This window comes from Mucilaginibacter metallidurans (assembly GCF_003286435.2).
Lineage (GTDB): Bacteria > Bacteroidota > Bacteroidia > Sphingobacteriales > Sphingobacteriaceae > Mucilaginibacter > Mucilaginibacter gossypii.
In genome coordinates this window covers 4,287,558-4,302,043 of record NZ_CP043449.1, presented here as the reverse complement: position 1 = coordinate 4,302,043, position 14,486 = coordinate 4,287,558, and the positions used below count along the sequence as shown (strand labels likewise).

General features: G+C 43.9%; 16 protein-coding genes. 10 read left to right on the top strand and 6 right to left on the bottom strand.

Features of this window, described 5'->3' with window-relative positions; genetic code table 11:
• Positions 1-49 precede the first annotated feature (49 nt).
• The 5 genes from DIU38_RS34485 to DIU38_RS18265 all read left to right on the top strand — a co-directional run bounded on the left by DIU38_RS34485 (position 50) and on the right by DIU38_RS18265 (position 2,504).
• Positions 50-595 carry a TssN family type VI secretion system protein gene (locus DIU38_RS34485; protein WP_262714338.1) on the top strand — a complete coding sequence of 182 codons (546 nt, stop codon included), beginning with the start codon at positions 50-52 and terminating at the stop codon, positions 593-595.
• Positions 568-675 carry a TssN family type VI secretion system protein gene (locus tag DIU38_RS34480; RefSeq protein ID WP_262714337.1) on the top strand — a complete coding sequence of 36 codons (108 nt, stop codon included), beginning with the start codon at positions 568-570 and terminating at the stop codon, positions 673-675. The genes DIU38_RS34485 and DIU38_RS34480 overlap by 28 nt, the downstream gene beginning before the upstream one ends.
• Positions 672-941 carry a TssN family type VI secretion system protein gene (locus DIU38_RS34475; RefSeq protein WP_262714336.1) on the top strand — a complete coding sequence of 90 codons (270 nt, stop codon included), beginning with the start codon at positions 672-674 and terminating at the stop codon, positions 939-941. The genes DIU38_RS34480 and DIU38_RS34475 overlap by 4 nt, the downstream gene beginning before the upstream one ends.
• Before the next feature lie 21 nt (positions 942-962).
• Positions 963-2,102 carry a hypothetical protein gene (locus DIU38_RS18270; protein ID WP_112654748.1) on the top strand — a complete coding sequence of 380 codons (1,140 nt, stop codon included), beginning with the start codon at positions 963-965 and terminating at the stop codon, positions 2,100-2,102.
• 114 nt (positions 2,103-2,216) lie between these two features.
• Positions 2,217-2,504, top strand: a complete 288-nt coding sequence (locus DIU38_RS18265) for a hypothetical protein (protein ID WP_112654747.1) — start codon at positions 2,217-2,219, stop codon at positions 2,502-2,504.
• Positions 2,505-2,640: 136 nt separating this feature from the next.
• Here DIU38_RS18265 and mnmE read toward each other — a convergent pair whose 3' ends face one another.
• Positions 2,641-4,101, bottom strand: coding sequence for a tRNA uridine-5-carboxymethylaminomethyl(34) synthesis GTPase MnmE (gene mnmE, locus DIU38_RS18260; RefSeq protein ID WP_112654746.1), 1,461 nt, complete (start codon positions 4,099-4,101; stop codon positions 2,641-2,643).
• 203 nt (positions 4,102-4,304) lie between these two features.
• Here mnmE and DIU38_RS18255 point away from each other — a divergent pair, with 203 nt between their 5' ends.
• Both DIU38_RS18255 and DIU38_RS18250 read left to right on the top strand, forming a co-directional pair.
• Complete coding sequence (locus DIU38_RS18255; RefSeq protein WP_112654745.1) at positions 4,305-5,363, top strand: nucleoid-associated protein; 1,059 nt, start codon at positions 4,305-4,307, stop codon at positions 5,361-5,363.
• An 83-nt stretch (positions 5,364-5,446) separates the two neighbouring features.
• Positions 5,447-5,740 (top strand): hypothetical protein, encoded by a 294-nt coding sequence (locus DIU38_RS18250; protein WP_146750332.1) that lies wholly within the window; start codon positions 5,447-5,449, stop codon positions 5,738-5,740.
• Between the two features lie 12 nt (positions 5,741-5,752).
• Here DIU38_RS18250 and DIU38_RS18245 read toward each other — a convergent pair whose 3' ends face one another.
• The 4 genes from DIU38_RS18245 to proS form a co-directional block, all read right to left on the bottom strand.
• Positions 5,753-6,589: a TIGR02757 family protein gene (locus tag DIU38_RS18245; RefSeq protein ID WP_149354122.1), complete on the bottom strand. Its 837-nt coding sequence runs from the start codon at positions 6,587-6,589 to the stop codon at positions 5,753-5,755.
• 18 nt (positions 6,590-6,607) lie between these two features.
• Positions 6,608-7,015 (bottom strand): SMI1/KNR4 family protein, encoded by a 408-nt coding sequence (locus DIU38_RS18240; protein WP_112654742.1) that lies wholly within the window; start codon positions 7,013-7,015, stop codon positions 6,608-6,610.
• Positions 7,016-7,042: 27 nt separating this feature from the next.
• On the bottom strand, positions 7,043-8,182 hold the full coding sequence (locus DIU38_RS18235) for a cystathionine gamma-synthase (RefSeq protein WP_112654741.1): 1,140 nt from the start codon (positions 8,180-8,182) through the stop codon (positions 7,043-7,045).
• A 132-nt stretch (positions 8,183-8,314) separates the two neighbouring features.
• On the bottom strand, positions 8,315-9,787 hold the full coding sequence (gene proS / locus DIU38_RS18230) for a proline--tRNA ligase (RefSeq protein WP_112654740.1): 1,473 nt from the start codon (positions 9,785-9,787) through the stop codon (positions 8,315-8,317).
• Positions 9,788-9,887: 100 nt separating this feature from the next.
• Here proS and DIU38_RS33145 point away from each other — a divergent pair, with 100 nt between their 5' ends.
• Both DIU38_RS33145 and DIU38_RS18220 read left to right on the top strand, forming a co-directional pair.
• Entirely contained in the window at positions 9,888-10,826 is a 939-nt protein-coding gene (locus DIU38_RS33145) for a hypothetical protein (RefSeq protein WP_167516047.1), read from the top strand.
• Positions 10,827-10,859: 33 nt separating this feature from the next.
• On the top strand, positions 10,860-12,341 hold the full coding sequence (locus DIU38_RS18220; RefSeq protein WP_112654738.1) for an OmpP1/FadL family transporter: 1,482 nt from the start codon (positions 10,860-10,862) through the stop codon (positions 12,339-12,341).
• On the opposite strand, the gene DIU38_RS18215 is transcribed toward DIU38_RS18220, so the two are convergent.
• Entirely contained in the window at positions 12,324-12,512 is a 189-nt protein-coding gene (locus tag DIU38_RS18215) for a hypothetical protein (RefSeq protein WP_112654737.1), read from the bottom strand. The two genes, DIU38_RS18220 and DIU38_RS18215, sit on opposite strands and share 18 nt — an antisense overlap.
• An 82-nt stretch (positions 12,513-12,594) precedes the next feature.
• Between DIU38_RS18215 and DIU38_RS18210 the strand changes: the two genes are divergently transcribed.
• Positions 12,595-14,379 (top strand): DUF885 domain-containing protein, encoded by a 1,785-nt coding sequence (locus DIU38_RS18210; RefSeq protein ID WP_112654736.1) that lies wholly within the window; start codon positions 12,595-12,597, stop codon positions 14,377-14,379.
• Positions 14,380-14,486: the final 107 nt, after the last annotated feature.

The window sequence follows — 14,486 nt, the reverse complement described above, 5'->3', positions numbered from 1 at the left end:
AAAGTGAAATTAATATAAGATAGCTGCCCGGCCTACATATTTAATACTCATGAACCTTAAATCGTTTTTTATAAGTTATCTGATAGCTCCTGTCCTGTTCTTCATTGCCGCGCTGGTCATGTCGGTGGTGAACAAGAAAAACAAATACCTAAGCAACAGGCGCCTTATCATCACTTTACTTTTAACGGCTGTTATATTGGGAGTTCCGGGTTTTTTGGGCTTTTTAGGTATGCAGTTTATGCCGTGGGGGTACTTATTTTGTCAACTGATATATTTAGGTATGGGTGTATTTTACACCTGGCTTGCAGGCAAATACCATGAAGATCAGTTTCTTGAAAAAAAATGGTTTTTCCTGGTGGCTTCTTTAATATCATGCTTGCTGGGGATGTTTCTTTTCAAGCTGGCATTTAACTGGCTTAATGATATGCAATATGGCCTGTGGGCTTCAACCAGTATCCTGATATTTTTATTACCGCCGGTTTTTTGGTGGGGGTATATTGCCTTTTTAAGCATCCCGCTCGAAATTTACAAGGTTTGGCAATATCCCGCACGCCTGAAGAGATCAGTATGGAACACCTGGATTTTGACAGACTGATGGTGCTCGAACTTGATCTGTATAAAAACACCGACGATCCTGAACCGCTTAAAGTAAAGGCCAAAGCACCGCAAATATGAACTTTGGCCAGTGGTTTCAAAAGTTTATTGATGATTATAATCTTAAATTTCCAAAATCAACGGTGCAGTATAAGCTTAATAATAATGAGAGCTATAAGTGGATCTTTTATATTAAGCCATCGTTTTTTAAGCAACGCCACTTTATAGACCCCGACCTTAACATTACAGAAAACCGGATAACCGAATCGGTTACCATATTTGCCAAACGTGTATCGGAAGTGGTAAGTGAACCCGCCCATACCGGCGACCAGGCCATTTACCTGTAAACTTTATTAAAACAAAAAAAAATGATCAGCCCATTAAAACATAAACCTGTGAACTGGATAGATGGAATGAAAATTTCCAGCGCACATTTTGTTAATACTGATAATTTTATTCATGATATAGTACGCGATGCCAATTCGCTGCCGCTCAACAATAATAATTTCGGGCTGCTTCCACCCGCACAAGGGCAAAGCTCATCGCTGGATATCCAGATCACCGAACGGGCATCAGGCCAGGTGCAGGTAACTTTAAACCAGTGTAACGCCATCACCGCCGACGGTTTCAGGATTGATATTACCCGTGCCGAACAACCGCTAACATTTAGTCATTACTTTGGCCAGGAAACTATCAATGAAGCATCAGAAACCTATTATGTGCTGCTTACCGTAAACCCCTTTGAACGTGTACCCTCAGGCACACCCGACCCGGAAGAACAGCCCATCCGCTATCCCGATATCAGCAAACATTACAGTATCACTGTTTTGCCGGCGTCACAACTGAACGGCATGGGAGCGCAGTTTATGGAGGTTGGTAAATTTGTACGAAGCGGGAGCACCTTTCAGGCCAATGTAAGCTATATCCCGCCATGTACCTCGCTGATAAGCCATGCCGGCCTGATGACCTATTATGAAAATTTTGGGGCACAGATCAACAACCTTCAGCTGCTTTCGTTCCGTATTATTGACAAGATCACGTCGAAAGATTCGGTATCTACTATTGGTAAAAATGTAAAGCTGCTGTGCGATAAAATGCTTGATTATATCGCGAGGATTTATTTTTCATACCGAAACCTGATCTATCTTCAACCACCTATCCAACTGGTTTCCTGCTTTTCAGAAATGGCACACCTCTTTTTCAGTACCGTTAAAAGCATGCCGGGAGCAGAACGGGAAGAATTGCTTAAATATTTTTATGAATGGAAAGATGTAACACCCGGCAATTTTGAAGAGCTGTTAGCCCGTTTGATCGAAATAATTTATAATCATCATGAAATAAACTCGTCAATGACAGCGATTGATGAGTTTATGCGGGTAATTGTTGCCCTGTGGAATAAGCTCAGTACGTTAGAATACATAGGCCAGCGCAAAGAGAACATTGTAGTTGCCGAGCAGCAAGCCATACAAACCATACAAACTAAACGTACCTGGACATTGCTTGACTAAGTGCCGTTAAAGGTTTCAATAAAATAGATGCCTTCCGGTTCCATATATTGCGGCAGGCACTCATCATAAACCAGTATTGTTTTATTACCGACTTTCGGTACCCGCCATTAACAGTTGTTCGAATATTTCGGTATAACCGCGCTCACTGGCGTAGGCCGCATCATTAACCAAAATCTGCAGATGGATAAAAGTATTGATGAGCAGCAGATCATAAGCCAAAGTCGTCCCGGTTTTTTCAATGCCCTGCAGCAACAGGCCGAAAACAGCCTTACCAGCCCTGGCCTAAAATATTGCTCATATATTTTAATGGGGCTTGATACCAGGGAAATAACTAACCGCTTGGCGTTGAGCCAAAAAGTATCCGCATGGCCAGGTACAGGCTTAAACAAAAACTTAAATTAGGATCTTGACCAATTTATTGGCAGGGTTGGTTAGCGTAAGGTACAAGAGCAGGTGAACGCCTTCAATATTAGTAAGAGGAATAATACCTTATTTATGAATTAATGTTTAAGTAGTAAGCATTTGTCAATTTGCGTGTTTATTTTCCGATACAAAACTTACTAAATATATTCTCCAGTAAATCATCCGTAGTAACAACACCAGTGATCTCACCGAGATAGTGAAGCGCCTGTTTAATATCCATCGACAAAAAATCGGAAGTTATACTGCCATCAATACCGCCCAATACCCTTACAAGCGCCTCTCCAGTTTTTTGTAAGGCTTCGAGGTGGCGGATATTGGTTACCAGCGTTTCATCGCCACTGAGCTGGTCTTTTACGGCAGACGAGTAGATCTTGTGTTTCAATTCGTCAATATGATGTTTTTCTTTGGCGGAGATAAAAATTATGTCCGGAAGTCCGAAAGGCTGGAGGAGGGAGGTAGCAGAAGTGGATGGATCCCGCTTATCAAAATTCTGATTAGCAAATAAATCAGCGAAGCTTCTTTCGGACTTTTCGACTTTCTGGCTTTCTGACTTATTTAACAAATCTGCTTTATTGGCTACCACTAACATGGTAACCCCGGGTTTTTGCAGGCTGGCGATATCATTGTTCAGTTCTTCGATAGTAATCTCCGCAGCATCAAAAACATAAACCAACAGGGCCGACTGGCTGATCTTTTCCATGGTGCGCTGTACGCCTATCTGTTCAATGGCGTCGGTAGCTTCGCGAATACCGGCAGTATCAATCAGCCTGAAATTAATGCCCTGAATATTCAGCACTTCTTCTATGGTATCTCTTGTAGTACCGGGGATGTGGCTTACAATAGCACGCTCCTCATTGAGCAGCGCGTTCAACAACGTTGATTTACCGGCATTTGGCCTGCCTGCTATTACCGTGTTTACACCATTTTTAATGGCATTACCCAACTCAAATGAATTAATTAGCCGGCCAACAATTTTGGTAATCTCGTGGATCAACTGTTTCAGTTGGTCTCGGTTGGCAAACTCTACATCTTCCTCAGCAAAATCGAGTTCCAATTCAATGAGCGAAGCAAAGTTTACCAGTTGCTCGCGTAGGGCCTGTAACTGAGTGCTGAAGCCTCCGCGAAGTTGTTGCAAGGCCACCTGCTGCGATGCTTTGGAATTGGAGGCGATCAGATCGGCCACAGCCTCGGCCTGGCTCAGGTCGAGCTGACCATTGAGGAATGCCCTTAGGGTAAATTCGCCGGGTTTGGCCGACCGTGCTCCTTTTTTGATGAACAGCTTAATGATACTTTCAATAATATAACCCGAAGCATGGCATGAAATCTCAACTACATTTTCGCGGGTGTATGACCGCGGACCAACAAACAACGATACCAGCACCTCGTCCAAAATCAAATCACCATCGGCAATACTGCCGAAATGAATAGTATGCGATGCCTGTTTGCTCAGGTCCTTACCTTTAAATACACTGTTGGCTATGTTTATGGCATCAGGGCCCGAAAGGCGGATCACAGCAATGGCGCCCACACCGTTTGGTGTGGCAAGGGCAACTATGGTATCGGTATTATCTGTCATTTTTTAGTTGATAGTTAATGGTTCATAGATCATAGCCTAAGCCAGCCTAATTTACCAAAGTGCAAAGGTCGTTATTTCGTGGTGATTTTTCTCACCTGCTCCTTCTAATCCATCTCCATATGACTTGAACATGAAAAACGCGGGCATACCATGAACTATGATCCATGAACCATTAACTAAAATCTTTACCTTCGCAGGCAATTATGGTAACTTTTTTTGAAGCTTCGCTCGATACTATTTCGGTACATCATGTTGGTAATCAGTCGCAGGAAGAGATGTATGCCCTTTCCGAACAGCCGTTAGAATTGAAGGATGAGATTATTCCCAACCTGCTTATGCAGTATTTTCTGAAACCTTTTGAAAAGGCTAACGAGGTTTATCACCTGATGCACAGCAGTGGCGACCTGGAACTAAACGAACTCCATCACTTTGCCACACAGGTATTTGATAACAACACTAAGTTTCATGAGGCATCTGAGAAAATAGCGAAGCATTTGTACAAGGTTACCAATCACCCTAACATTAAAGGCGGTGAACTTTATGTGGTTTACTTTAATAAAGTACAAATTGAAGGCAACCCACTGGATGCCATCGGTATCTTCAAGTCGGAAAACAAGGAAACTTACCTTAAAGTTTATCCCGACAAGGGTGGTTTCCAGGTTGATTATGAACAGGATGCCATCAATATTAATAAACTGGATAAAGGTGTACTAATCTTCAATATCGAAAAAGAGAACGGCTACAAGGTAGTTGTTGTCGATAAAACCAACGGCGGACAGGAAGCGGCGCGATTTTGGAAGGATGATTTCCTGCAATTAAAGATCCGCAACGACAGCTTCAATCAAACCAACAATACCCTGGGCATTTACAAAAACTTCATCACCGATAAAATCGATGAAGAATTTGAGATGAGCAAGGCCGACAAGATCGACCTGCTGAACCGATCCATGAAATACTTTAAGGAGAAGGAAGCCTTTGATATGGAGGAGTTTTCGAACGAAGTAATTGGTAACGAACAGGCCATTGAATCATTCAAAACTTTCAAAAACCAGTACGAGCAGGAATTTGACAGCCCTATTGCCGATAATTTTATTATATCAGAAAACGCGGTAAAGAAGCAGGCCCGTGTTTACAAAAGCGTTTTAAAGCTTGATAAAAACTTCCACATCTATATCCACGGCGATAAAGAACTGATTGAGAAAGGTTTTGACGACGGCCGGGCGATGAACTATTATAAAGTTTATTTTAGGGAAGAGGCGTAATGGCAAAAAACAACAGATAGTGAATAAACCTTTGTTTCTCGCGTGAGTCATACCTGCAACACAAGAAAAATAAACTAAGTCACATGTCTGCTCTAAAAAACACGCTCATTATTCTGTCCATTCTACTGATTCTTTCCGGTTGTAGTGTAAAACACTATACCATAGGGATGAGTGAAAGCGAATTTAAAAATTCAGAAAAGTATAACCTGGAGTTAGTTGAAGAAACCTCAAAACATGCAGTTTACAGGCGAATAGCTTCTGCAGATGCACAATCAAAACCACTATCATATCATTATTATTATTTCAATAACGGTACATTGGTGCGCACAGAACTTGTTGATGCCCCTAAACCAGGTATTGTAGTTTTGGGTAAGTAGAATGCGAATATTTTAAAACTGTACGCCCCAGCGTTCTTCTATCCCCAAACCAAACAAGGCAAAATCATATTTAACCGGATCGTTAGGATCGAACCCGCGGAGTCTTTCGGTCAGTTCAACGGCCGTTTGCCAGTCGGTTTGTTTTCGGGTGATAAGATTGAGTTTACGCGATACCCTGTCAACATGCAAATCAAGCGGGCAGATCAGGTCGGTCGGTTTAATGCGGTTCCAGATGCCAAAATCAACGCCGTTATCGTCCTTCCGCACCATCCAGCGTAAAAACATATTCAGCCTTTTGCAGGTTGATTTTTGCGATGGTGATGACACATGTTTTTTAGTACGATGCGGAAAATCGGGCAAAGAAAAAAAGTATGAGCGAAAATGATTTAAAGCAGCCTCAATAGCTTGAAACTTTCCCTCCCCTTCAAGGGGCGGGGGCATAAACGCATCTTCCAACGATTCAAACCTTTCATAATGCTGCCGAAAAAAAGCGATGAAATATAAAGTATCCACATCATTAAAAGTGCGGTGCTTGAACTTTAACAGCTTTTTCAGATCAGGCTCTTCATGATTTATGATGAAATCATAAGGCGCGCCATCCATCAACGTAATAAGTTCTTTGCATTTTTTGATAATGGTAAGCCGTTGTCCCCAGGCCAGTGTGGCAGCCCAAAAACCCATGATCTCGATATCCTGCTTTTGGCTAAACATGTGCGGGATGGTTACCGGATCATTCTCAATAAATTCAGGGCGATTGTATTGGGCAACTTTCGCGTCGAGGAAGGATTTGAGAGCTTCGCCCCCTATCCCCCTAAAGGGCGAACTGTTCTTATTGTATCCTATATCCATGTGCCGAAATGTTCACATTTAATATATTTCACCTGAACCACTGTTTATCATACCTATTGCTTCCATAAAAGTAAGAGCAATAGGTTCGTAGTCGGTTGAGTAATCATTAAAAATGCCCACTGCATTTCGCTTAAAGCCAATAACGTGGCTCATTATTAAAAAATCACAAAAGCCTATAATATTCTTATTCTCGCTTTCGACAAATTCTTCTATAATCCTATTGAGTGACCAAAAAGAAAACATATACTCCTGCCATCCATAATCATCAAACCCGTTTACAACAGAATAAAGCGCTTTAAAATCATCGGGAAAGCTAAAACTTAAAATAGTTTCAGCTTTCTCAAAATCCGTGGCAGTTGCTGGTGGGTTCATTTTCACCTCACATTCATCCCAAAACGCAATAGCTTCCTTTATCCAATCCTCCATAAGAAAGTTTTGATTAAAGGCTCCTTTTTAACTCAAAGCTTGTTTAATATCCTCCAGCAAATCTTCTATATCTTCCACACCTACACTCAGGCGTAACAGGTTATCAACAACGCCGGCTTTTTCGCGTTCGGCTTTGGGGATTGAACCGTGGGTCATGCTTACCGGGTGATTGATCAATGATTCAACTCCTCCTAATGACTCGGCCAGCGAGAATACCTTAAATGACGATGCAATGCGGAAAGTCTCCTTCAGATCGGCGTCTTTCAATACAATGGAGATCATGCCACCAAAATCACGCATTTGCTTTTTGGCGATGTCATGGTTAGGGTGATCGGTAAAGCCAGGCCAGTAGATCTTTTCAACTTTAGGATGATCTTTCAAAAATTCGGCAATTTGCCTGCCGTTTTCGCAATGAGCTTTCATGCGTAGGTGCAGAGTTTTGATACCACGCAATACTAAAAAGCTATCCATAGGTCCTGGTGTAGCACCGCAGGCATTGTAGATGAACCATAGCTTTTTGTAAAGCTCTTCATCGTTCAGCATCAATGCGCCCATTACCACGTCGCTGTGACCACCTATGTACTTGGTTACAGAGTGCATTACGATATCAGCACCCAGATCAATTGGATTTTGCAGGTATGGCGATGCAAAAGTATTATCTACCACAAAAAGTAAATTCTTTTCTTTCGTGATCTTACCAATGGCTTCCACATCTACAATCCGCATCGTAGGATTAGTTGGTGTTTCAATCCAAACCAACTTGGTTTTATCATTCACATGAGCGCGAACAAGCTCCGGATCAGACAGATCTAAAAAATGGAACTTAATGCCGTAGTTAGCAAATATCTTGGTGAAAATCCGGTATGAACCACCGTAAAGATCGTTACCGGTAATAACCTCATCGCCGGGCGCAAGCAATTTCATCACCGCATCAGTAGCACCCATACCGCTCGAAAACGCCAGGCCAAATTTTGCGTTTTCCAAAGCAGCCAAACAATCTTCCAAAGCCCTACGGGTAGGGTTAGTACCACGCGAGTACTCATAGCCCTTATTATCCCCCGGCGATTTTTGCCAGTAGGTTGATGTTTGATATATCGGCGTCATAATAGCGCCGGTAGTTGGATCGGGCTCCTGCCCTGCGTGTATTGCTTTAGTTGCGAATTTCATGCCCCTAACCCCTAAAGGGGGAATTTGGAATGCGTCTCATCCCCTACAATGAAACCTGTTAATATTTAACATATCCTTTTAGGGACGGATATCGTTCTACGCCAATAACTCCCCTTTAGGGGCCGGGGGCGACTAATACGCCCTCGCGAATAACACTCTCTGTGTTGACGGCTTACCGGTAAAAATACACTTACCTTCTTCCTGTTTATTATCCAAAGGTATGCAACGGATTGTCGCCTTAGTTTCCTCTTTTATTTTTTGTTCGGTTTCGGATGTGCCGTCCCAGTGTGCACTGATAAAGCCGGGTTGCTCATCAAGCATGTGTTTAAACTCGTCCCAGGTATCCACCTCGGTGGTGTTTTCGGCACGGAAATCAAACGCTTTTTTATAGATATTTTGTTGGATCTCTTCAAGCAGGTTTTCTATAACCTGAGCAAGGCCTTCCTGGTTAACGGTTTCTTTAGTCTTGGTATCTCGGCGGGCCAGCTCAACAGTTCCGTTCTGCATATCACGGCTGCCTATGGCTACGCGTAATGGAACACCTTTCAGTTCGTATTCAGCAAATTTAGCTCCCGGGCGATGAGTATCGCGGTTATCAAACTTAACCGAAATACCTTTAGCCTTAAGTTCCTTTTTTAACGAGTTAACATAAGCGCTGATGTTATCAAGCTCTTCCTGGTGTTTATAGATAGGCACAACTACAACCTGAATTGGTGCAAGTTTTGGAGGCAATACAAGGCCTGCGTCATCGCTATGGGCCATGATCAATGCCCCTATTAAACGGGTTGAAACGCCCCATGAAGTGGCCCAAACGTGTTCAATTTTATTCTCTTTGTTGGTGAACTTTACATCAAACGCTTTGGCAAAGTTTTGCCCTAAAAAGTGCGATGTACCAGCCTGTAAAGCTTTACCGTCCTGCATCAAGGCTTCAATACAATAGGTATCCAAAGCACCGGCAAAACGCTCATTAGCAGTTTTACGGCCTTTTACTACTGGCAATGCCATCCAGTTTTCGGCAAAATCGGCGTATACGTTCAGCATTTGCTCTGTTTCGGCTACTGCTTCTTCAGCCGTTGCATGCGCGGTGTGGCCTTCCTGCCATAAAAACTCGCTGGTACGCAAAAACAAACGGGTGCGCATTTCCCAGCGCATTACGTTGGCCCATTGGTTAACCAGGATAGGCAGGTCGCGGTACGATTGGATCCAACCCTTGTAAGTGTTCCAGATAATAGTCTCTGATGTCGGACGGATGATGAGCTCCTCTTCAAGCTTGGCTTCCTCGTCAACAATAATATTTCCTTCGCCATCATTTTTGAGGCGGTAATGAGTTACAACAGCACATTCTTTGGCAAAACCGTCAACATGGCTGGCTTCTTTACTAAAGAACGACTTGGGTATTAAAAGCGGGAAGTAAGCATTACTGTGGCCGGTGTCTTTAAACATCTCGTCAAGCACCGCCTGGATCTTTTCCCATATCGAATAACCGTACGGTTTAATGATCATACAGCCTCTAACCGGCGAATACTCGGCCATGTCAGATTTAATTACTAAGTCGTTAAACCATTGCGAATAATCTTCGTCTTTACTAATAACACCTTTGCTCATATTGATTGGATAGAATTTGGACTTGTGTAATTGTTGTATATTGCTGCCAAATTTATAAATTTAAAACTTATTTGACCTTGCACTTTTTACTTACCTGTATATGAAACGGAACATCGCGATAGGAATGTTTATTATCGGTGCCATGGCATTGAGTTCCTGCTCTACAACCAAGCTTGCATCAAACCAAAGTAATGACAACGTTTATTTTTCTGATGCACGAGCGGGCGATGAACCTGTTTATGCACAACAGCCGGCTTACAACCAAACCCCGGTTGCAGAGGATGGGTATAGTGATGACGACGATGATTACTTTTACTACGATGATTATTCGGCACGTATAAACCGTTTCAGTTATTTTTCCCCATTTGGTTATTACGATGATTTTTATTCAGCATATAATAGCTATCCTTATTACAATTACGGCCTTGGTTATGGATATGGCGGCTTAGGCGGCTATTACGGTGGCCTCGGTTATGGAGGCTACGGCGGCTGGGGGCCAGGATACGCATACGGCCTTGGCTGGGGATATGGTGGTTGGGGATTAGGCTATGGATATGGCGGCTGGGGTTATGGCGGCTATGGATACGGCGGTTATTACGGCGGCGGTTACGGATACGGCGGATATGGCGGTTACTATGGTGGAGGCTATGCCTCGTCAGGTACAGCACGTCCTTATCGTGGTAATGGCAATCCTTTTGCAGGCAGCGGGCGCCGCCCTGTTAGCAGTGCCGCTTCCGGTATAGGCTACATTCCCGGAGGCCGTAACAGACCATTGGGCAGCAGAACGAACACTTACAGTAACAGCAGCAGCAATAGCGGAAATAACAGTTATAATAATAACAACGGCACCCGCTATGCACGCCCGGCCCGTACGGACGCGGCGCCTACCCGTGATGCACAGCCGGTTTACAGACAGCCACAGGTTGAACGTACATCACAGCAACCATCCTATACGCCATCACCAAGCTCAAGCGGCGGCAGTTCACGCAGCACAGGCAGCAGCAGTGGCGGCGGTGGCGGCAGACCATCAAGACCATAAACCTAAATCTTATATTTTATTTACCTGAATTTTATGAAAATCAAGTATTTACTAAGCATAATTGCTATAGTAGCAATTACTAAAGATAGTTTTGCGCAATACTCACAGGATGCCATCAGGTTTTCAACCTTTCAAACCGGGTCAACCTCACGTATCAAAGCTATTGGCAACGCCGGCACAGCTGTAGGCGGCGATTTGAGCTCAGTTAGCGGCAATCCCGCCGGCTTAGGCTTTTTTACACACTCGGAGGTTAGTATTACCCCTGAGTATGATAACTCCAAAATAAGCTCCAGCTTTTTTGGGCAGGCAGGAAGCGCGAACCGGAACGATGTGAACATGAGCAACGCTGCCATCGTATTTTATCAGCAGCTAACCACCCGTGGGCGCGACAAAAGCAAAGGATGGTTGAGTATTAACTATGGCGCGGGCTACAGCCGTACCAATAACTTTTATGAAAATGTTGCTTACGGCGGTACAAACCAAACCAGTTCTATTTCTGATTACTATGCCGGCATCGCCAAGCGCGAAGTATCTCAATATGGCAGTGTTAACCCCAATGGCCTTGATGGATGGGCATATGATCATGTCCTGATCGATAATTTTGGCCCTGCAACTGACCCAAATTCGTATTCAAGCACAGTGAACGTTCCGGTAAGGCAGTTGGCAGGGATTACCCGTACCGGTGGCCAGTCGGAGTTTAACCTTTCATTTGGCGCCAATTACAGTAATAAGCTTTATATAGGTTTGGGACTGGCTATTACTGATATCAGGTATAATTCGCATGCCAGGTTTACCGAAAATGGCAATGCCATTATAACCAACGGCGGCAACCCTACCGACTTTTCATCCACTTTTGCGCAGGACCAAAGCACCAAAGGCTCGGGCTTCAACGCCAAATTGGGTATTATTTATAAACCTATACAGGCCTTACGCCTGGGCTTTGTGTTTACCTCTCCTACGTTTTATAATATTGATGATTCATATGCCGAAGGGCTTGCCACACAATACACTGGTGGCAAGAGTTATCAAAACGTATCCGAGCCATATCAGCTAAGCTACAATCTGCGTACGCCGTTAAAATTGGCAGGTGGCGCGTCTGTTTTCATAGGCAAATATGGTTTCATAAGCGGCGATGTTGAATATATTGATTATACCACTACTCATTTAAGCAGTAATGACAGTTATACTGCCGATGGTGACAACAGCGATATCAAATCACTTTACCGCTCAACAGTAAACCTTCATGTGGGCGCCGAAGTAAACGTGAACAGCCTCGTTTATCTGCGCGGCGGTTACAGCCAGCAGGGCAACCCGATGAAAGACCTTGGCAGCGATATTAAAACAGTTAGCGGCGGCATAGGCTTCCACTTTGGTGCTTATTTTGTTGACGCTACTTACGCGAGGGTAACCGGTAAACAAACCATTTTCCCTTATGAGGTAGGTGCAACCAGTCCTTTTGCCGATTTGAAAAAAACAAACAACAATGCATTCCTTACTTTAGGGTACCGCTTTTAACCGTTGATTTATTTTGATTACGCTGATTGCGTTGATCTGTTCAGCCTGGCTTTCTGTTACGGAAAGCCAGGCTGTTTCATTAACGCTCATTGTTGTGCCTTTGTTGATGTTGTCGCCAACAATGCCGAGAAAGTCAAAATGTGCTATTATCAGCGAAATCAGCGTAATCAAATAAATCAGTGGTCAAAATCAACGTAATCAAAAATATCAACGGTCAAATTAAGTAACTTGCCATTCATAATTTAAATTGACCATGAACAAAAATCTACTTAAAAGCACCGGTTTGTTAGTGCTATTGACAGGCATCGGCATCAATGCCCGGGCGCAGCAATCGGCCGAAACAAAAGCCTGGGTAGCCAAATCAAATGAGTATACCAAAATCATCATCGATCTGGATAAAAAATACTCGCCCGAATACGGATCATCGCAAGGCCTTGCAGAATATGACAGCGACATCGCTGTACCAACCCTCCAAAACATCATGGCCGAACGCAAGGATGAAGAGGCCGTTGTCGCTAAACTTACCGAAGCCCTTAAGACTGAAAAAAATACTTTTATTCAACAGGATATTAATATCATTATAACCCACCTCAAACTGGGTTTTCGCCAGCAGGACTTTGAGTTGAGCCGCCAGGTCCCTTTTTTAAATGCGTCCTCAACCATTTACAGCGGACTGGAAACACTGCTTGACGATCAAACCCCCGAAGCCCGTCGCGAGGCAGCGGTAATGCGTATCCGTAAATATGCAGGACTGGAAAAAGGCTATAAACCATTGACAACCATTTACAGGGAACGCCTGCAGCACCAGATGGGCGGTAAAAACATGATCTATCCGTCAAAACAACGCATGGAAACCGATCTGTCACGCAATGCGAGTATCGTAATCGGCATCGCCGAGCTTTGTACCAAATACAAGGTGACCGGATGGGAACAACCTTATGCAACCCTGAAAAAACAACTGGAAAATTATGACAAATGGGTAAAAGCAAATGTACTGGTAAAAGCCCGTACAGATTTCAGGCTCCCACCCGAAGAGTATGCTATGAACCTCGAAGCTTATGGTATAGATATTCCCCCTGCGAAAGTAGCTGAAATGGCACATGCCCTGTTCAACCAGATCCAGGACGAGATGAAGCCTATTGCCGGGCAGATAGCAAAAAAAAGGAACCTGCCATCAAGTGATTATCGGGCTGTAATTCGTGAACTTAAAAAAGAGCAAATCCACGGAGATTCTATTATTCCGCTGTACGAGCAGCATTTAAAAGATATTGAAGGCATCATTCGCGATCATCAACTGGTAACGCTGCCTAACCGCCCGGCTATTATCCGTTTAGCAACCGCTGCCGAAACCGCGCAGAGCCCCGCCCCGCATATGGTGCCACCTCCGTTCCTGAACAATACCGGCCAGCGCGGTGTTTTTGTACTGCCATTAAACATGCCCGCATCACCCGGCGAAAAAGCTACAGACAAGTACGATGACTTTACTTTTGATGCCGCCTCGTGGACCATCATTGCCCACGAAGCAAGGCCGGGCCACGAATTACAGTTTGATAAAATGGTGGAAGAAGGGGTATCACAGGCACGCGCCCTGTACGCTTTTAACTCAACTAATGTGGAAGGCTGGGGCTTATATTCCGAATACATTACCCGCCCCTATATGCCTTTAGAAGGACAGTTGGTATCGTTAGATTATCGCTTACTCAGGGCCGCGCGCGCGTTCCTTGATCCTGAATTGCAGGCTGGTAAGATAACCCAGCAACAGGCGCTTGATGTATTGATGAACGATGTAGTACAATCGCGTGCATTTGCCCGCCAGGAAGTTGAGCGTTATACCATTAACGCTCCCGGCCAGGCCAATAGCTATTTTTATGGTTTTACCAAAATGATTGCCCTGCGCAAAGATACCGAGGCTGCGTTAGGCAACAAATTCAACGCTTTGCATTTCCATGATTTCATCCTGTCGCAAGGGATCCTGCCGCCGGCATTAATCCGCGAGGCGGTGATGAATGATTTTGTGCCGAAAGAGAAAGCGTTGTAAGATTTTCTATAAAACGCAAAAAGCGGGATATTTTAAAATTATCCCGCTTTATTGGTTATTTACAATGTTGCGATAGAGCAGGGTGGGCAAGCGGGCCAAAATAATGC